Consider the following 17841-nt stretch of genomic DNA (forward strand, 5'->3'; position numbering starts at 1 on the left):
GTGCGTCGACCGGCATCCGTGGCTTCCAAGCTCGCACAGAGCCGTAACTCCCGCACCCGCGCCGGTCACCGGGCGTCACCGGGCCCGCTCGCATAGAATCGCGGGGTTTGTCCCCCAGTCAGCCCCCTTGCAGTCAGCCCCCTTGCCAGAGCCGAAGGCCGGAGTGCGTTTCCATGCCCGACCCCCACGACCCGTACGTCCGGGTGCGCGGCGCCCGTGAGCACAACCTCAAGGGCGTCGACGTCGACATCCCGCGGGACGTGCTCACCGTGTTCACCGGCGTGTCCGGCTCCGGGAAGTCGTCACTTGCGTTCGGCACGATCTACGCGGAGGCCCAGCGGCGCTACTTCGAGTCGGTGGCACCGTACGCCCGCCGCCTCATCCACCAGGTCGGGGCGCCGAAGGTCGGCGAGATCAGCGGCCTGCCACCGGCCGTCTCCCTGGAACAGCGCCGCTCGGCACCGACGTCCCGCTCGTCGGTGGGGACGGTCACGAACCTCTCGAACTCCCTGCGGATGCTCTTCTCCCGGGCCGGCGACTACCCGCCCGGCGCCGAGCGGCTCGACTCGGACGCCTTCTCCCCCAACACGGCCGCCGGGGCGTGCCCGCAGTGTCACGGACTCGGCCGAGTGCACCGTACGACCGAGGAGTTGCTGGTCCCCGACCCGTCGCTGTCGATCCGCGAGGGCGCGATCGCCGCGTGGCCGGGCGCCTGGCAGGGCAAGAACCTGCGCGACATCCTCGACGCGCTCGGGTACGACGTGGACCGGCCGTGGCGCGAACTGCCCGCCGAGCAGCGGGAGTGGATCCTGTTCACGGACGAGCAGCCGGTGGTCACGGTCCACCCGGTGCGCGACGCGGACCGCATCCAACGCCCGTACCAGGGCACGTACATGAGCGCCCGGCGCTACGTCATGAAGACCTTCTCCGACTCCAGGAGCCAGACTCTGCGGGCCAGGGCGGAGCGGTTCCTGACCAGCGCGTCCTGCCCGGCCTGCGGCGGCAGCCGGCTGCGGCCCGAGGCGCTGGCGGTGACGTTCGGCGGCCGTACGATCGCGGAGCTGGCGGCGCTGCCGCTGGCCCGCCTCGCCGACACCCTCGTCGCCACCGGTGAGACGGCCCGGGTCCTCACCGACGACCTGAAGTCCCGTATCGCCCCGGTCGTCGAACTCGGCCTCGGCTACCTCAGCCTCGACCGCGCCACGCCGACCCTCTCGGCGGGCGAGCTGCAACGGCTGCGCCTGGCGACCCAGCTGCGTTCCGGGCTGTTCGGCGTGGTGTACGTCCTCGACGAGCCGTCGGCGGGACTGCACCCGGCGGACACGGAGGCCCTGCTCACCGTGCTGGAGCGGCTGAAGTCGGCCGGGAACTCGGTGTTCGTGGTGGAACACCACCTCGACGTCGTGCGGGGCGCCGACTGGGTCGTGGACGTCGGTCCGCGCGCCGGGGAGCACGGCGGACGGGTGCTGTTCAGCGGGCCGGTCACCGAACTGGCGTCGGTGGCGGACTCGGCGACGGCCCGTTTCCTCTTCGACGACTCGCCCGCGCCGGTGCGTGCACCGCGTACGCCCGGGGCCGGCTGAAGGTGGGGCCGGTCACGCGGCACAACCTGCGAGCGGTGACGGCGCAGTTCCCGCTCGGGGTGTTCACGGCGGTGACGGGCGTGTCGGGGTCGGGGAAGTCCACGCTCATCGGTGAGATCACTCAGGAGCCGGCAGGCGTGGGCCGTCTGGTCTCGGTCGACCAGCGGCCGATCGGCCGCACCCCGCGTTCGAACCTGGCGACGTACACGGGCCTGTTCGACGTCGTCCGCAAGGTGTTCGCGGCCACGGACGGGGCGCGCGAGCGCGGGTACGGCGTGGGCCGGTTCTCCTTCAACGTGGCGGGCGGGCGCTGCGAGACCTGCCAGGGCGAGGGGTTCGTCAGCGTCGAGCTGCTGTTCCTGCCGAGCACGTACGCGCCGTGCCCCGACTGCGGCGGGGCCCGCTACAACCCCGAGACGCTTCGGGTGACCTACCGGGGCCGGAACATCGCGCAGGTGCTGGACCTCACGGTCGAGGCCGCAGCCGAGTTCTTCGCGGACACCCCGGCGGTGTCCCGCAGCCTCACCACTCTGCTCGACGTGGGCCTCGGCTACCTGCGCCTCGGCCAGCCCGCGACGGAGCTGTCCGGCGGCGAGGCGCAGCGCATCAAGCTGGCGAGTGAGCTGCAGCGGGGCCGCCGCGGCCACACCCTCTACCTCCTCGACGAACCCACCACCGGCCTCCACCCGGCCGACGTCGAGGTCCTGATGCGCCAACTGCACGGCCTTGTCGACGCCGGACACACCGTGGTCGTCGTGGAGCACGACATGTCCGTGGTGGCGGGCGCGGACTGGGTGATCGACCTGGGCCCGGGCGGCGGCGAGGCGGGCGGGCGGATCGTGGCGGCGGGGCCGCCTTCGGACGTGTCCCGGGCGCCGGAGAGCCGGACGGCGCCCTATCTGGCCACCGCGCTCGGCTCACGTTTCGGCCTCAAATAGCCCTGGCGGCAGTACAGTTGGGGTGTGAGCCAGGTGATTCACCCCGATCACGGCGCATACACGCCTGATGCCGTGTTACGTATCGGACGGGCCCTTTCACAAGAGGTGCAGGGGGATTCGTCGCGGTTCGGCGGCCTGGCCGAACTCATCGACGCCTGCCACCGTGCACCGCACGCCGACGCCGGAGACGATACGGACGAGGACGACGAGGTCCTGCGGACCCTCGGCCTGGCAGCGGTGACCGCCTGCCGCATCTGCGTCGATCCAGGGCTGCTCGACGCCATGAGCGAGGACAGCGGGGCTGGAGAGGCTGGTCGAGCTGCGCGGCGAGAGCGCCGACGGTGTGCGCACGCTGGAGGTGGACGCCGGATCGGCGCTGGGGAACGGGCCGGTGCGCAGCGTGCGGATCACCTTCCCCGACCGGCACTGAGCCGGCGCCGGACGGGGAGATGCCTTCCAGCCGCCGACCCCCGTGCCTGGGGATCGGCGGACAGTTGGAGGGCTCCGCTAGGACGCCGGCACCGCGTGTGTCCAGCCCGGCTCCGCCGTCGCGGAGGGCTGGGCGGCGCGGGCCAGGGACCGGCGGTCGGGGAGGGCGCCCGGCAGGATCGGGTCCCGGACGTCCACCTCGGCGATCAGGCCGCGAGCCGTCGTCACCCGCCACAGGGAGGCGAGCAGCGAGTCCTCGCCGACGAAGGCCGGGGCCGTGCTGGAGTGGCCGTCGGCCAGGCGGTAGTGGATGCGGACCGGCTGGACGGGGACTCCGGCGTCCAGCGCGGCCTGGAACACGGCCCGGCGGAAGGTGCCCTGGGCGCGGCCGCACCAGGTGCTGCCCTCGGGGAAGACGCCGACCGCGGCCCCGGACCGCAGCAGTTCGGCGATGTGCGCGACGGTGGCCGGAAGGGCGCGCAGGCGGTCGCGTTCGATGAACACGACGCCGGCGCTCGCGGCCAGCGGACCGGCGACCGGCCACTGCCGTATCTCGGTCTTGGCGATCATCCGGGCCGGGCGGACCGACGCGAGCAGCGGGATGTCCAGCCAGGAGATGTGGTTGGCGACCAGCAGCAGGCCACCGGTGGGTGCCGCGGAGCCGCTGATACGGACCCGGACCCCCGCGGCCCACGCGATCGTCCGCGCCCACCGGCGCACCCAAGGGGCGGGAATGCGCCGGCCGAGCGGCAGCAGCACGATCCCGCCGAGCAGCAGCACCAGCACCGCGGCGAGCCGCAGCGCGCCCAACATTGCCGCCACACCGCGCCCCGCGGGCTCCACGCACGCCCTGGGGGTGCAGGGCGCGCTGGGCAGCCAGACGCTCATCAGGCCGGGACAAGAGAGAGGAAGTGCTTCAGATAGCGCGGGTTGACCCGGCGCATCGACAGCAGCACGTACAGGTCGGCGACGCCGAAGTCGGCGTCGTGGGCGGGCTCGCCGCACACCCAGGCGCCGAGGCGGACGTAACCGCGCAGCAGCGGCGGGAGTTCGGTACGTCCGGCGGGGCGGGCGACGCCGTCCGCGGACCACTCCAGCAGCGGCCGTACGCGGTACTCCTCGGGGGCGAGGTTCTTGGCCTGGACCCGGTCCCAGGTGGCGGCGGCGACGGCGCCGCCGTCGGCCAGCGGGATGGAGCAGCAGCCGGCCAGCCACTCGTGGCCCCGGTCGACCATGTATCGCGCTATCCCCGCCCAGATCAGGCCGATGACGGTGCCGTCGCGGTGGTCCGGGTGCACGCAGGAGCGGCCGACCTCGACGAGGCCGGGGCGGATCGGGTCGAGGCTGCTCAGGTCGAACTCGCCCTCGGAGTACAGCCGGCCGGCCACGGCGGCGCGCTCGGGCGGCAGCAGGCGGTAGGTTCCGACGACCTCGCCGGTGAGCGTGTCACGGACCAGCAGGTGGTCGCAGTACGCGTCGAAGGAGTCGATGTCCAGCCCCGGCTGGGGGGAGGACAGCATCGCGCCCATCTCGCCAGCGAAGACGTCGTGCCGCAGCTTCTGCGCCGCTCGCACGTCGTCCTCGTCGCGGGCGAGGGTGACGGTGTAGCGGGTGGGTGCCGCTGGCTGCGGGGGACGGTCGAGGGTGGAAACGCCGGTCATGGCACACTCCTGGTCACGGGCCGGTTCGACGACGGCAGCGGGCGGGCCGGGTCGTTCGGCCTGCCGCCACAGTTCTTCCTATGCCGGTTGGCGTGCGCGTGACCTGTGACCGGAGCGGGGATGTGCGGATGTTGAATGCCAGGGGTGGGCCGGAAAGCGAGACGGGACCGGGGATGAGCACCACTCCCGGTCCCGCCCGTCCGCCCCCTGCCGGCGAACGTCTTCCCTACCTGGGCGGCATTACTTCTTGGCCGCCTTGCGGGTGGCGCGCAGCCACTCCTTGTTCATGCCGGTGATGGACATCAGCGGGATGCCCTTGGGGCAGGCGGTGGCGCACTCCCCGGTGAGGGTGCAGCCGCCGAAGCCCTCCTCGTCCATCTGCGCCACCATGTCGAGGACGCGGCTCTCACGCTCCGGTGCGCCCTGCGGGAGCACGTTCAGGTGGTTGACCTTGGCGGAGGTGAAGAGCATCGCCGAGCCGTTCGGGCAGGCGGCCACGCACGCGCCGCAGCCGATGCATTCGGCGTGCTCGAAGGCGAAGTCGGCGTCCGGTTTCGGCACCGGCGTGGCGTGCGCCTCGGGCGCGGCGCCGGTCGGGGCGGTGATGTAGCCGCCGGCCTGGATGATCCGGTCGAACGCCGACCGGTCCACGACCAGGTCCTTGATCACCGGGAAGGCGGCGGCCCGCCACGGCTCGACGTCGATCGTGTCGCCGTCGTTGAAGGACCGCATGTGCAGCTGGCAGGTGGTGGTGCGCTCCGGGCCGTGCGCGTCGCCGTTGATGACGAGCGAGCAGGCGCCGCAGATGCCCTCGCGGCAGTCGTGGTCGAAGGCGACCGGGTCCTCACCCTTGAGGATGAGCTCCTCGTTGAGGGTGTCGAGCATCTCCAGGAAGGACATGTCGGGTGAGATGCCGTCCACCTCGTACGTGGACATGGTGCCGTCGGCGTCGGCGTTCTGCTGCCGCCAGACGCGCAGGGTGAGCTTCATGCGTAGCTCCGCTGGGTGGGGTGGACGTACTCGAAGACCAGGTCTTCCTTGTGCAGGACGGGGGCCTCGCCGGTGTCGGTGAACTCCCAGGCGGCCGCGTACGAGAACTCGTCGTCCCTGCGGGCTGCCTCGCCGTCCGGGGTCTGCGACTCCTCGCGGAAGTGGCCGCCGCAGGACTCGGAGCGGTGCAGCGCGTCGAGGCACATCAGCTCGGCGAGCTCCAGGTAGTCGACGATCCGGTTGGCCTTCTCCAGCGACTGGTTGAACTCCTCGCCGGTGCCCGGCACCTTGATCCGCCGCCAGAACTCCTCACGGATCTGCGGGATCCGCTCCAGGGCCTTGCGCAGCCCGGAGTCGGTGCGGGCCATGCCGCAGAACTCCCACATCAGTTCGCCGACCTCGCGGTGGAAGGAGTCGGGCGTGCGGTCGCCGTCGACGGCGAGCAGCAGGTTGATCCGGTCCTGGGTCTCGGCCAGCACCTCCTGCACCACCGGGTGTTCGTCGGTGACCGTGTCCTGGTGCGGGTTGCGCGCCAGGTAGTCGTTGATGGTCGCCGGGAGCACGAAGTAGCCGTCGGCCAGGCCCTGCATCAGCGCGGAGGCGCCGAGGCGGTTGGCGCCGTGGTCGGAGAAGTTGGCCTCACCGATCGCGAACAGGCCGGGGATGGTCGTCTGGAGGTCGTAGTCGACCCACAGACCGCCCATCGTGTAGTGCACGGCGGGGTAGATCCGCATCGGCACCTCGTACGGATCCTCGTCGGTGATCCGCTGGTACATGTCGAAGAGGTTGCCGTACTTCGCCTCGACCGCCTCGCGGCCCATCCGCTTGATGGCGTCCGCGAAGTCGAGGTAGACGCCCTGTCCGCCGGGGCCCACTCCCCTGCCCTCGTCGCAGACGTTCTTCGCGGCGCGGGAGGCGATGTCGCGGGGGACGAGGTTGCCGAAGGACGGGTAGATCCGTTCCAGGTAGTAGTCGCGCTCGTCCTCGGGGATCTGGTGCGCGGGCCGCTGGTCGCCCTTGGCCTTGGGCACCCAGATCCGGCCGTCGTTGCGCAGCGACTCACTCATCAGCGTGAGCTTCGACTGGTGGTCGCCGGTACGCGGGATGCAGGTGGGGTGGATCTGGGTGAAACAGGGGTTGGCGAAGTACGCGCCACGCCGGTGCGCCCGCCAGACGGCGGTGGCGTTGGAGTTCATCGCGTTGGTCGACAGGTAGAAGACGTTTCCGTAACCGCCGCTGGCGAGTACGACCGCGTCCGCGAAGTAGGTGTCGATCTTGCCTGTGATCAGATCCCGGGCCACGATCCCGCGCGCCCGCCCGTCGACGACGATCAGGTCGAGCATCTCGGTACGGGGGTGCATCTCGACGTTGCCCGCGGCGATCTGCCGGCTGAGGGCCTGGTAGGCGCCGAGCAGGAGCTGCTGACCCGTCTGGCCACGGGCGTAGAACGTTCGCGACACCTGGACGCCGCCGAAGGAGCGGGTGTCGAGCAGACCACCGTACTCGCGCGCGAAGGGGACGCCCTGCGCCACGCACTGGTCGATGATCTCGACGGAGATCTGCGCGAGCCGGTGCACGTTGGACTCACGGGCGCGGAAGTCGCCGCCCTTGACGGTGTCGTAGAACAGGCGGTGGATGGAGTCGCCGTCGTTGCGGTAGTTCTTCGCCGCGTTGATGCCTCCTTGCGCGGCGATGGAGTGGGCGCGGCGCGGGGAGTCCTGGTAGCAGAACTGGACGACGTGGTAGCCCTGTTCGGCGAGCGTGGCGCCCGCGGAGCCGCCCGCGAGGCCGGTGCCGACCACGATGACGGTGTGCTTGCGCCGGTTGGCGGGGTTGACCAGCTTGGCCTCGAAGCGGCGCTTGTCCCAGCGCTCGTTGATCGGCCCGGTGGGGGCCTTGGTGTCGACGACCGGCTCGCCGGTCGCGTACTCGGTGTAGGTCATCTCAGCTCACCACTCCGGTCATGACGCCCACGGGGACGGCGATGAAGCCGGCCGTGAGCAGCAACGCGAGGACATTGGCCGTGGTCTTCAGGGCGCGGTCGCGGGTGCGGCTGCCGACGCCGAGGGTCTGGGCGGCGCTCCAGAAGCCGTGCCGGATGTGCAGGCCGACGGCGAGCATCGCGACGATGTAGATGACGTTGCCGTACCAGGTGGAGAAGGTGTCCACGACGTTCTGGTAGGGCTTGCCGGTCTCGAAGCCGCCCGTGTGCACGGTGCCGGTGGTCAGGTCGAGGATGTGCCAGACGATGAACAGGGCGAGGATGATCCCGCCCCAGCGCATCGTGCGCGTCGCATAGGAGGCGCGCGGCTTCTTGTGCACGTACTTGCTGGGGCGCGCCTTGATGTCGCGGCGACTCAGCTGGTACGCGGAGACGGCGTGGGCGACGACCGCGACGACGAGGACGACGCGGATCAGCCACAGCGTCCACTCGTAGTGCATGAACGGCTCGCCGACGGTGCGCAGCCAGTGCGCGTAGTGGTTGAACTCGCCGGCGCCGAAGAAGATCTTCAGGTTGCCGATCATGTGGGCGACCAGGTACAGCAGCATGATCAGACCGCTGACCGCCATCACGGTCTTCTTGCCGACGGAGCTGTCCCACATCGTGCGCGCCATGGACGACCGTCGGTCCGTCCGCGTTGCCAGAGCCATGCCACGCACGCTAGGCGTGCACCACCTGATCAGTCCAAGACATGGTCCGGCTTGATTCGATAGGAGAGGCCTATGCTGGCTGTATGCAGTTCCAGCAGCTCCAGTACTTCGTGGCGGTGGCCGAGACCCGGCACTTCACCCGGGCCGCCGATCTGGTCCATGTCGCCCAGCCGTCGCTGTCGCAGCAGATCAAGGCGCTGGAGCGGGAGCTGGGGGCGGATCTCTTCCTGCGGGCGCGCGGCAACATCACGCTGACGGACGCGGGCGAGGCGCTGCTGCCGCTGGCCCGGCGGATCCTGGCCGACGCGGACACCGCGCGGCACGAGGTGCAGGAGCTGGTGCAGCTACGGCGGGGTCGGGTGCGGCTGGGGGCCACGCCGAGTCTGTGCACGGGTCTGCTGCCGGATGTGCTGCGGGCCTTCCACGACCGCTATCCGGGGATCCAGCTGCTGATCGAGGAGGGCGGCTCGCACGATCTCGTACGGCATCTCGCGCGCGGTGCGCTCGATCTCGCGCTCGTCGTGCTGCCGCTGCCGACGCCGTCGCCGGCGCTGACGACGGTGGAGTTGCTGCGGGAGGACCTGGTGGTGGTGTCGTCGCCGGAGGCGGCGCGGCCGGGTGAGGGGCGGCGGACCGTGCGGATCGCGGATCTGGAGGGGGAGCGGCTGGTGATGTTCCGGCACGGGTACGACCTGCGGGAGCTGACGGTCGCGGCGTGTCGCTCCGCTGGGTTCGAGCCGGATTTCGCGGTGGAGGGTGGGGAGATGGACGCGGTGTTGGGGTTTGTGCGGGCGGGGTTGGGGGTTGCCGTGGTGCCGCGCATGGTTGCCGCGCGGTCCGGGCGGGGGTTGCGGGTTACGCCGCTGGCCCGGCCCGGACTGGATCGCACGATCGCGCTGGCGCACCGGAGTGATGTTGCTCCGCCTCGGGCCGCTCGGGAGTTGCAGCGGATGCTTCTTGAGCGGTGAGGGGAGTTGTGTTCCGGTAGCGCCGTTTCACCAAAAGCGCCGTCGGGGGGTGCGGGTTTCGTTGTGGCTTGTCGCGCAGTTCCCCGCGCCCCTTAGGGGCGTGCAGCCTAAGGCGTTGCGTCGGCCAGGGCCAGTTCGTGGAGGCGCTCCGGGGGGCCGGGGCGGGCGTAGTACCAGCCCTGGGCCGTGTCGCAGCCGAGTATGCGGAGTTGTTCGGCCTGGGCGCCGGTTTCCACGCCCTCGACCGTGACCGCGAGGTCGAGGCTGTGGGCCAGGGAGACGATGCCTTCGACGATCTTGAGGTCGACGGGGTCGGCCGGGAACTGCTGCATGCTCTGGGTGAAGGAGCGGTCCAGCTTGAGGATGCTCACCGGGAGGCGGCGCAGGTTGGCGAGGTTGGAGTAGCCGGTGCCGAAGTCGTCCAGGGCGATGTCGACGCCCATCTCGGCCAGTCGGCGCAGCGGCTTGAGCAGGTCGTCGTCGGCGCCGATCAGCGCGGACTCGGTGACCTCCAGGCACAGGGCGTCGGGCGCGACACCCTCCGCCTCCAGGATGTCGACGGTGTCCTGCACCAGGCCGGGGTGGCTGAGCTGGCACGGGGAGAGGTTGACGTTGATCCGCAAGGGGGCGGTCGTCGTCGCGGCGTAGCGTTCTCGCCAGTCGCGGGCCTGGCGCACCGACTGCTCCAGGACCCAGCGGCCCAGCGGCACGATCAGCCCGGTGTGTTCGGCGAGCGGGATGAAGCGGTCGGGGCCGAGGACACCGTGCTGGGGGTGGAGCCAGCGGACCAGGGCCTCGGCGCCGCGCACGCTGCCGTCGCCGAGGTGGACCAGGGGCTGGTACTCGATGAAGAACTCGCCCCGGTCCAGAGCGGTCGGCAGCGCCGTGGTGAGCCCGTGCCGGGTGATGGCGCGGGCGTCGGCCTCGGCGTCGGCCACCTCGAAGCGGTTACCGCCGGCCGACTTGGCCCGGTACATGGTGATGTCGGCGCTGCGCAGTACCTCGGCCGCGCTGCGCTCCCCCGCCGCGCCCTCGACGACGCCGATGCTGCCGCGCACGGTCAGCTCCCGGCCGTCGACGCTGATCGGGGCGACGAGGGCGTTCATGATCCGGGCGGCGAGTTCGTCGACCTCGCGCGGGGTGTCGGGACCGGTCGTCAGGGCGACGAACTCGTCGCCGCCGAGGCGGGCGACCATCTCGCCGGGCGCGGTGGCGCAGGCCTGGAGCCGGTCGGCGACCTCGACGAGCAGCCGGTCGCCGGCCGCGTGGCCGAGGCTGTCGTTGATGGTCTTAAAGCCGTCGAGGTCGAGATAGCACAGGCCGAACCGCTGGCCCTCGCCCGCGCTCAGGACCTTCTCCAGGCGTTCGAAGAAGAGGGTGCGGTTGGGCAGTCCGGTGAGGGCGTCGTGGGTGGCCTCGTAGCGCAGCCGGAGGTTGAGCAGCCGCCGCTCGGTGGTGTCCTCCATCAGCGCCAGCTGGTACTGCGGGTTGCCGTCGGGGTCGCGCAGCAGGGAGACGGTGAGGTTGGTCCACAGGACCGTTCCGTCGGGCCGGTAGAAGGCCTTCTCCACGTGGTAGTGCTCGCGTTCGCCGCGCACCAGCTCCTCGTAGAGCCGCCAGACCTGGGGGGCGTCGTCGGCGTGGGTCCACTCCTGGACGTTGCGGCCGCGCACGTTCTGTTCGGAGCCGCCGAACATACGCGTCAGCGCGCCGTTGACCTCCAGGACGTTGCCGTCGAGGTCGGCGATGCCGATGCCTATGGCCGCGCCTTCGAACACCGCGCGGAAGCGGGCTTCGCTGGCGTGCAGCGCCTGCGCCACCACGCCCTGGGCGCGCAGCGCGGCCTGCGCGATGGACTCCTGCTCGGCCAGGGTGCGCTCGCGCAGCGCCTGGGCGAACCCGGCGGCCATGGCGTGCTGCAGCCGTGCCGACCGGGCCCGCAGGTCCTCCTGGGGGCCGTCGTCGCCGCAGTAGAGCACCAGGTAGGCGTCGACGCAGTCCAGGGCCCGGCTGAGCGCCTCCGGATCAGTGCAGTGCGTGTCGACCAGGGCGGCGCCGACCGCGCGGCCCTCGGCCGAGTCGAAGGTCCGGGCGCGCAGCGCCGCGCTCAGCCTCCGGGCCAGCGGCAGCAGTTGTTCCTCGAACTCCGGTCTGGTCAGCGACGTGGAAGTGGCCGGATAGACCGCCCGGCTCCAGATCGTCGCGAACCGCCGCAGTCTGTCCTCCGGCCCGTCCGGCTCCGCGATCACGCCGTCATCCCCACGCCCGCGAAACCGGAGAAGGCATACGGATCCTCGTCCTCCGGCGCGGTGTCCGGCCGCCAGACGGGCATCGGCACCAGTCCCGGTTCCACCATGTCGTACCCCTCGAAGAACCGCGCGATCTCCTCGCGCGAGCGCATGATCAGCGGGTTGCGGAGGTCCTTGTATACGTCGACCGCGCCACCCGCCCGCTCGGGTGGCAGCGGGATTCCCTCGTACGAGGCATGCGTCAGAACCAGCATGCTGCCGGGCGCCAGTGCGTCGCTCAGTTGAGCCACCGCCCCGTACGGGTCGTCCACGTCCTCCACGAAGTGCAGTATGGCAACCAGCAGCAGCGCCACCGGCCGCTTCAGGTCGATCAGTTGCTCCACCTGCGGGTCGGACAGGATGTCCTGGGGCTTGCGCAGATCGGCCGCGACCACGCCCGCGTCCTCGTTGCCTTCGAGAACTGCCTGGCTGTGCGCGACGGCGACCGGGTCGTGGTCGACGTAGACCACCCGCGCGCCGGGGCTGGCCGTCTGGGCCACCTCGTGGACGTTTCCGTACGTGGGGATACCCGAACCGATGTCCAGGAACTGCGTGATGCCCTCGCCGGCCGCGTAGCGCACCGCGCGGCGCATGAACGCCCGGTTCGCCTGCATGATCTTCGGCAGTCCCGGCATGAACTCCATCGCCCTGCGGGCCGCCTCCCGGTCGACCTCGAAGTTGTGCGAACCGCCCAGGTAGTAGTCGTAGATCCGCGCGACACTCGGCACCGAGATGTCGATGCTCCGTGGGGCCCAGGCGGGACGCTCCATCTATCTCTCCGAAGGCGTAGGCGATCCGGTGTTCGAGCAGAGGCTACTGATCGCCCGCCAATGGAGCGAGCGGAACCGGAAATTGACCGTCCGTTCCCGGTCACTGCCTGCGGCACGTGCCGAATCGACGACGCCCGGTGAATGGACGCGAAGCGGTCCGCATCCCACGCGCTGGCGTGAGATGCGGACCGCTGGGTCGTGCGCCGGGCCCTGGAACCGGGGGAGGTCCTCTGTGCCGTTACTCTCCGGACGCGCCGACCGGCTTGCCGTCGGGCCGAATGGCGAACCAAGTGCCGCCCACGCCCTGACCGTTGGTGTCACCGGGCTTCTTGTCGCCGGCGAAGGTGTAGATCGGAATGCAGTCGATGGTCTGCTGCTTGATCCCGTCGGGACGGTCGAAGACGACGTAACCCCGGTTGGGCGTGGAGCCCTGCAGGTCGATGCCCTTGGTGTCCTTCTCGTCGACCGGCGCGACGACGGGCCACTTCTCCAGGCACTCGCCGGTGCACGCGGTCTTCATCGGCCACTGCGAGTCCTTCATGAAGCGGTAGACCGTGTGGCCGTTCTTGTCGATGACGATCTCGCCGAGCTCAGGGTCGTTACGGGTGGACAGTCCGGGCAGGTCCTCCGCGGAGGCCGAGGCCTTCTTGCCGTCCGGGGCCAGCGCGTACCAAGTGCCGCCCACACCCTGGCCCTTGGTGTCACCAGGGTTGACGTCCTTGGCATAGCGGTACGCCGGCCAGCCGCCGATGGTCAGCTGCTTGGTGCCGTCGGGGCGGGTGACCTCGCCGAGCTGCGACTCGTCGATGCCCTCGCCCGCGGTGGCGTCGCCCGCGGGGACGGGCGGCCAGGCGGTCGCGCAGTCGCCCTCGCAGTTGGTCTTGGGCGGTTCGGCCGTGTCCTGGTCGAACCGGTAGAGGGTACGGCCGGCACTGTCGGTCAGCACCTGCCCGAGTTCCGTGTTGGCCGCGACCGACAACTTGCCCGCGGGGGCGGCCTGTCCTGCGGCGTTCTGCTCGTCCGTCGCCGCACCCGCGCCGGTTCCGGTGCCCGTGCCCGTACCGGCGCCGGTGCCGAGTCCCGTGCCTCCGTCGTATCCGCCGGCCGGGGCCGTCGCGCCCACGTTCTGACTGGCCGACTGCGGTCCACTTTCCTGACCGCACGCCGTCGTCAGCGCCAGTACGGCCGCGGCGCTCGCCACGAGCGAGGCGCTCCGCCAGGAGGTCTTCATCGTCAACTCCCCGATCATCACAAGGATATTGCAGCGCCCTGCTGTGCCGCCGCACGACAATGGGTACGAACGCGGACGCCGGTTGTGTTCAACCGGATCGGAGATTTCTTTCCGGAACCTGTGATCGGGCCTGTGGCCGCAGCCCGTGGCCCGTGGCCCGGCGCAGGGCCGGCCGCCGATCAAACCCGACTGCGCCCATTTCCCCCGTTCGGGGCAATCCCCCGCCGCCCGGGCGTGTGGCGGTCCGAAAAGCCTCATGATCTCGAAGCGTGCATGGTTCCGAACCGATCCAATCGCGCGTCGGCGTACGGCTGTTGGTCCTGGTGACACTCACCGCGGCGCTCGTCGGCGCCCCGGTCGGTGCGGCGGTGGCCGACTCCTGTGCGTACGCGTCGACCGGACCGGGCGGCGCGGAGGCGGTGGCGGTCGCGGGGAGCCGGACGTGGCCCACTCCCCCGACGTGCCCCAGCCCCACCCCCACGCCCAGTCCGACGCCGACGCCGACACCGAAGCCACCCCCGAAACCGACCCCGCCACCACCGCCGCCACCCCCGCCGAAGCCCGCGCCCCCGCCGAAGCCGACGCCCACTCAGCGGCCCGAGCCACCACCCCGGCCCGCACCGCCGCCACCGGCTCCGGCACCGCCACCGGCACCGGCGCCCCCGCCACCCCCGCCGCCGACCCCGACCCCCACGCCGTCACCGGCGCCGTCACCGTCGGCCAAGCCCACCCCGCGTCCGACCGTGACGCCGGTGAACTACCCGCGCTACCGCACCCCGCCGCGCAACCGGCCGTCGCAGGGCGGTCAGTCGCCGGTCACCTACGTCCTGCTCATCACCGTGCCCGCGCTGCTCGCCGTCGCCGCGCTGCGCCCGCGCTGACCCCTGGAGGCATCCGTTGCCGGAATGGCTTGTTCTCACCCTCGCGATGCTGGCCGCCTGCGCCCTGGTGGTCCTCATCACCCTGCTACGGCACCGTGCGGCGTCCGAGGACGAGGATCCCTCCGAGACCCCGGACGTCATCGAGTACATGACGATGTGGATCGGCGTGGTGTACGCCATCGTGCTCGGCCTGGCCATCGCCGGGGTCTGGGAGGCGCGCAGCGTCGCCCAGGACCACGTGCGGGCGGAGGCCCAGGCGCTGCACGAGATCACGGAACGGGTCCGGGTCTATCCACCCGAGGTACGTGAGCGCATTCGGGAGGATGTCAACACCTATGTCGGACACGTCGTCAGCACCGAGTGGAAGGCGATGGCCGACGAGGGCAAGGTCACCGAGCGCGGCACCGAGCTGCTGGACCAGGTGCGCGCGAGCGTCACGGACTACGAGCCGAGGAGCGACTTCGAGGCCCAGGCCTACCAGCCGCTCATCGACCAGGTGGCGGAGGCGGACCGGGCACGCCATGCGCGCGCGGACTCGACCGAGCCGACCATGCCGGGTGTGGTGTGGTTCGGACTCATCGCCGGGGCCGTGGTCACCGTCGGGATGATTCTCGCCCTGCAGATCCGGCGCACCCCGCGCGAACTGGTCCTCGCCGTGCTGTTCTCCGCGCTGATCGCCTTCCTGCTCTTCCTGATCTGGGACTTCGACTCGCCCTACAGCCGCGGTGTCACGGCTTCGTACGAGCCGTTCCTGGATCTCTTCCCGGACGCCAAGGGCTGACCGGGTCCCGCAGGCAACGGCTGACGCCCGCTCAGCACGGGCCGCCGGGGGAGGCACGGCACGCCGCCGCCGTACCCCGAGCGGCCCACACGGTTGCCCCGTTCGCACGACTGCGATCGCGCGCACGCCCAGCCGTTCCTAGCGTGGCGGTCATGCGTCGTAGTTGTGACACCTGTTGGCAGGAGGAGAACCTCTTCAACGCCACCATGCGTCGGCCCCGGATCCTCCTGGGGTCCGGGGCCGACGCCCGTACGTGCGATCGGGTCTCCAGGCGCGGGGCGGCGCGTCAGATGCGCTTCTCGGAGCGGCGGCGCATCCAGAACACGCCGCCACCGATGACGGCCGCGGCGACGAGGCCCCCGCCGATGGCCATGTCGGTCGGCGTCGCCCCGGTGGAGCTGCTGCCGCCCAGACCGCCCCGGACACCGCCGATGACGGTGAAGGCGTTCGGACGGGTCAGCCTGCGGCCCGAGCAGAAGACGGTGATGTTGTAGGTGCCGGGGCTGGCGTCGCTGTAGATGGTCGTCTGGGCTCTCGAGGTCTGGTTGGCACCGTTGATCGGCGACAGCGTGGCTGTGCGGAAGGCCTCGGAGTTCACGGTTCCGCCCCGCGGGCAGCCGTCGACGGTGATCGTCATCTGGCCACCGCGGGCGATGACGCTGGGCAGGGCGACGATATTGCTCGGGGTGTCCCCCGCGACGGCCGCCGGGGCCGCGACCCCGACTACGGCGGCCACCGCGGCGGAGACCGCCAGGGCACGAGAGTTTCGCATGTCATCCTCCGCGGAAGACGCCCCGGGGCCCGTCCCCGGTCGATCGGCGAGAAAGCGTCTCCCAGCAAAACCCTCAGTTGCGGTGCGAAAACTCGCATGTCGGCGATAGTCCGTCCTGGTGAGGCAACACGCCGGGGGAAAACCACACGATCACATATCGCCGCAGGTCACGGACCGTCAGAAAAATCCTGCGCGCGGCAACTCGGATGGCGCACCACCCTTGGCCGGGACCACCCATTCGTATCTCTCCCGTCGCCGGTTTCCCGCCGGGGACTTAGCGTTCTCCCGTGCGCTGAATGACGTGGCGACGGCCGCGTCGAGAGGGGATGACACCATGTACTTCTCCGAAATGGAGGAAGAGGAGGAGCCGCGGCGGAGGCGTGCCCCATGGGGCGTGATAGCGCTTGTTCTGCTGACCGGACTCGCGCTCATTCGAAATGGCTCGGGTGAGTTCGACGTGGGCCCGCCGCAGCCCGCGTCGGCTGCGGCCGTGGACAGCCGCGCAACTCCGGACACCTTCACGAACACCCCGTCGGCGCTGCCGTACTCCCTGCCCGGCTGGATAAGGATTCCGGCGATCCAGGTCGACGCGCCCGTCACGCCCGTCGGCCTGGACGCGGCGGGCTGGGTGGACGCGCCGCCCCCCGAGGACCCCAATCTGGCGGGCTGGTTCACCGGTGCCGTGTCCCCCGGCGAAAAGGGCACCGCCGTGGTCGTCGGCCATGTCGACAACCTGCAGGGGCCCGCCGTGTTCTACGGCCTTGGCGGGCTGAGGCGCGGAAACCGGGTCGAGGTGGTACGGCAGGACCAGAAGACGGCCGTTTTCGAGATTTACGGCGTCGAGGTTTTCGCGAAGGAGAATTTCCCCGGCGACCGTGTCTACGGTTCCAAGGGCGTCCCGGAACTGCGGGTCATCACCTGCGGCGGTGGTTTCTCCAAGCAGAACGGATACGAGGGGAACGTCGTCGTCTTCGCCCGCCTGGTCGAGGTCCGCTGAGCGTGCCCCGACCGGGCGGTCGGCCGCCGGGTCACACCTGGTACCGGCGCGGCACGGTGAGGTGGTATCCGGCGTCCAGCAGGTGGGGCAGATAGTCGCGCAGCGCCCACACGCTCTGCGACCGGTCGCCCCCGGCGTCGTGCGCGAGGATCACGACGCCGGGGCCGGCGCCTTCCTCCACCCGGTCGACGATGGTGCGGGTGCCGGGCTCGGTCCAGTCGAGGGTGTCGACGGTCCAGGCGAGGGGTTCCATGCCGAGTTCGGCGCCGAGTTGGAAGGCGGCGCGGTTCCAGGCGCCGTAGGGGGCGCGGAACCACAGCGGGCGTTCGCCGTACGCCTCCTCGATGACCGCGCTGGTGCGTTCCATCTCGGTGCGGATGCGGGCTCGGGTGAGCTGGGTGAGCAGGGGGTGGGACCAGGTGTGGTTGCCGACGACGTGGCCGTCCTCGGCCATCTCGGCGAGCAGGTCCCGGTGCTCGGCGGCCATCTCGCCGCACACGAAGAACATCGCGGGCACGTCGTACTCGCGCAGGGTGCGCAGGATGTCGGGGGTGTAGCGGGGGTCGGGGCCGTCGTCGAAGGTCAGCACCATGGTGCGGCCGATTCCGGACATGCGCAGCAGGGGTTCGCGGCGGACCGGGGTGCGGCCGGAGGCGTTCGACGGGCCGTATCCGGCCAGGGGCTGGAGGCGGTAGGCGGAGGGCCTGAGCGGGCGGCGCGCCGGTGGTCCGGGGGCCGGGGCGGCGGTCGGGCCGGGCTCACCGCCCGTGCCCGATGTCAGCAGACCGGCGGCACCGGCAGCGCCCAGGGCGCCCAGACCGGCGATCAACGCCCGTCGGCGGGTGAGCAACTGATCCTTCTTCATGACTCATCAGTCGCCCCACCCACCCCAGACCCACC

General features: G+C 71.0%; 15 protein-coding genes and 1 pseudogene. 5 read left to right on the forward strand and 11 right to left on the reverse strand.

The genetic code is table 11. The features are described from left to right. The first annotated feature begins 173 nt into the window (after positions 1-173). Positions 174-2521 (forward strand): annotated as a pseudogene (locus I2W78_RS02760) (ATP-binding cassette domain-containing protein). Between the two features lie 96 nt (positions 2522-2617). Here the strand turns inward: I2W78_RS02760 and I2W78_RS02765 are convergent. From I2W78_RS02765 to I2W78_RS02790, 6 genes are all read right to left on the reverse strand, one after another. Next, positions 2618-2932 (reverse strand): hypothetical protein, encoded by a 315-nt coding sequence (locus I2W78_RS02765; protein ID WP_196456607.1) that lies wholly within the window; start codon positions 2930-2932, stop codon positions 2618-2620. 96 nt (positions 2933-3028) lie between these two features. Continuing rightward, the gene (locus I2W78_RS02770; protein WP_196456610.1) at positions 3029-3838 is read right to left on the reverse strand and encodes a lysophospholipid acyltransferase family protein; all 810 of its coding nucleotides are present in this window, start codon (positions 3836-3838) and stop codon (positions 3029-3031) included. Then, complete coding sequence (locus tag I2W78_RS02775) at positions 3838-4611, reverse strand: GNAT family N-acyltransferase (protein WP_196456612.1); 774 nt, start codon at positions 4609-4611, stop codon at positions 3838-3840. Before I2W78_RS02775 ends, I2W78_RS02770 begins: the two co-directional genes overlap by 1 nt. 240 nt (positions 4612-4851) lie before the next feature. Then, complete coding sequence (locus I2W78_RS02780; RefSeq protein ID WP_196456614.1) at positions 4852-5601, reverse strand: succinate dehydrogenase/fumarate reductase iron-sulfur subunit; 750 nt, start codon at positions 5599-5601, stop codon at positions 4852-4854. Continuing rightward, on the reverse strand, positions 5598-7544 hold the full coding sequence (locus I2W78_RS02785) for a fumarate reductase/succinate dehydrogenase flavoprotein subunit (RefSeq protein WP_196456616.1): 1947 nt from the start codon (positions 7542-7544) through the stop codon (positions 5598-5600). The genes I2W78_RS02780 and I2W78_RS02785 overlap by 4 nt, the downstream gene beginning before the upstream one ends. A 1-nt stretch (position 7545) precedes the next feature. After that, entirely contained in the window at positions 7546-8217 is a 672-nt protein-coding gene (locus tag I2W78_RS02790; protein ID WP_196464377.1) for a succinate dehydrogenase, read from the reverse strand. Positions 8218-8336: 119 nt separating this feature from the next. On the opposite strand from I2W78_RS02790, the gene I2W78_RS02795 reads away from it, so the two are divergent. After that, positions 8337-9221, forward strand: coding sequence for a LysR family transcriptional regulator (locus I2W78_RS02795; RefSeq protein ID WP_196456618.1), 885 nt, complete (start codon positions 8337-8339; stop codon positions 9219-9221). Positions 9222-9328: 107 nt separating this feature from the next. Here the strand turns inward: I2W78_RS02795 and I2W78_RS02800 are convergent, their stop codons facing one another. The 3 genes from I2W78_RS02800 to I2W78_RS02810 all read right to left on the reverse strand — a co-directional run bounded on the left by I2W78_RS02800 (position 9329) and on the right by I2W78_RS02810 (position 13510). Next, complete coding sequence (locus tag I2W78_RS02800; RefSeq protein WP_196456620.1) at positions 9329-11470, reverse strand: putative bifunctional diguanylate cyclase/phosphodiesterase; 2142 nt, start codon at positions 11468-11470, stop codon at positions 9329-9331. Continuing rightward, positions 11467-12279, reverse strand: coding sequence for an SAM-dependent methyltransferase (locus tag I2W78_RS02805; protein WP_196456622.1), 813 nt, complete (start codon positions 12277-12279; stop codon positions 11467-11469). Before I2W78_RS02805 ends, I2W78_RS02800 begins: the two co-directional genes overlap by 4 nt. Before the next feature lie 238 nt (positions 12280-12517). Further along, positions 12518-13510 carry an SCO0930 family lipoprotein gene (locus I2W78_RS02810; RefSeq protein WP_196456624.1) on the reverse strand — a complete coding sequence of 331 codons (993 nt, stop codon included), beginning with the start codon at positions 13508-13510 and terminating at the stop codon, positions 12518-12520. A 752-nt stretch (positions 13511-14262) separates the two neighbouring features. Here I2W78_RS02810 and I2W78_RS41030 point away from each other — a divergent pair. Together I2W78_RS41030 and I2W78_RS02815 are read left to right on the forward strand one after the other, a co-directional pair. Beyond that, entirely contained in the window at positions 14263-14391 is a 129-nt protein-coding gene (locus I2W78_RS41030) for a hypothetical protein (RefSeq protein WP_269066314.1), read from the forward strand. A 16-nt stretch (positions 14392-14407) separates the two neighbouring features. Continuing rightward, complete coding sequence (locus I2W78_RS02815; RefSeq protein WP_196456626.1) at positions 14408-15172, forward strand: bestrophin-like domain; 765 nt, start codon at positions 14408-14410, stop codon at positions 15170-15172. 286 nt (positions 15173-15458) lie between these two features. On the opposite strand, the gene I2W78_RS02820 is transcribed toward I2W78_RS02815, so the two are convergent. Continuing rightward, positions 15459-15944: a hypothetical protein gene (locus tag I2W78_RS02820; RefSeq protein ID WP_196456628.1), complete on the reverse strand. Its 486-nt coding sequence runs from the start codon at positions 15942-15944 to the stop codon at positions 15459-15461. 334 nt (positions 15945-16278) lie between these two features. Between I2W78_RS02820 and I2W78_RS02825 the strand changes: the two genes are divergently transcribed. Continuing rightward, positions 16279-16941, forward strand: coding sequence for a class F sortase (locus tag I2W78_RS02825; RefSeq protein ID WP_196464378.1), 663 nt, complete (start codon positions 16279-16281; stop codon positions 16939-16941). A gap of 31 nt (positions 16942-16972) precedes the next feature. Here I2W78_RS02825 and I2W78_RS02830 read toward each other — a convergent pair whose 3' ends face one another. Beyond that, on the reverse strand, positions 16973-17806 hold the full coding sequence (locus I2W78_RS02830; protein WP_196456630.1) for a polysaccharide deacetylase family protein: 834 nt from the start codon (positions 17804-17806) through the stop codon (positions 16973-16975). Positions 17807-17841 lie beyond the last annotated feature (35 nt).

The sequence above is a fragment of the Streptomyces spinoverrucosus genome (assembly GCF_015712165.1).
In the GTDB taxonomy this organism is placed as follows: domain Bacteria; phylum Actinomycetota; class Actinomycetes; order Streptomycetales; family Streptomycetaceae; genus Streptomyces; species Streptomyces spinoverrucosus_A.

Excerpts from the sequence above, each read along its gene's own strand:
- I2W78_RS02805 (WP_196456622.1), bottom strand. The coding sequence starts at position 12,279 with ATGGAGCGTCCCGCCTGGGCCCCACGGAGCATCGACATCTCGGTGCCG.
- I2W78_RS02770 (WP_196456610.1), bottom strand. The coding sequence starts at position 3,838 with ATGAGCGTCTGGCTGCCCAGCGCGCCCTGCACCCCCAGGGCGTGCGTG.
- I2W78_RS02785 (WP_196456616.1), bottom strand. The coding sequence starts at position 7,544 with ATGACCTACACCGAGTACGCGACCGGCGAGCCGGTCGTCGACACCAAG.
- I2W78_RS02795 (WP_196456618.1), top strand. The coding sequence starts at position 8,337 with ATGCAGTTCCAGCAGCTCCAGTACTTCGTGGCGGTGGCCGAGACCCGG.
- I2W78_RS02780 (WP_196456614.1), bottom strand. The coding sequence starts at position 5,601 with ATGAAGCTCACCCTGCGCGTCTGGCGGCAGCAGAACGCCGACGCCGAC.
- I2W78_RS02820 (WP_196456628.1), bottom strand. The coding sequence starts at position 15,944 with ATGCGAAACTCTCGTGCCCTGGCGGTCTCCGCCGCGGTGGCCGCCGTA.
- I2W78_RS02830 (WP_196456630.1), bottom strand. The coding sequence starts at position 17,806 with ATGAAGAAGGATCAGTTGCTCACCCGCCGACGGGCGTTGATCGCCGGT.
- I2W78_RS02790 (WP_196464377.1), bottom strand. The coding sequence starts at position 8,217 with ATGGCGCGCACGATGTGGGACAGCTCCGTCGGCAAGAAGACCGTGATG.
- I2W78_RS02810 (WP_196456624.1), bottom strand. The coding sequence starts at position 13,510 with ATGAAGACCTCCTGGCGGAGCGCCTCGCTCGTGGCGAGCGCCGCGGCC.
- I2W78_RS02825 (WP_196464378.1), top strand. The coding sequence starts at position 16,279 with ATGTACTTCTCCGAAATGGAGGAAGAGGAGGAGCCGCGGCGGAGGCGT.
- I2W78_RS02775 (WP_196456612.1), bottom strand. The coding sequence starts at position 4,611 with ATGACCGGCGTTTCCACCCTCGACCGTCCCCCGCAGCCAGCGGCACCC.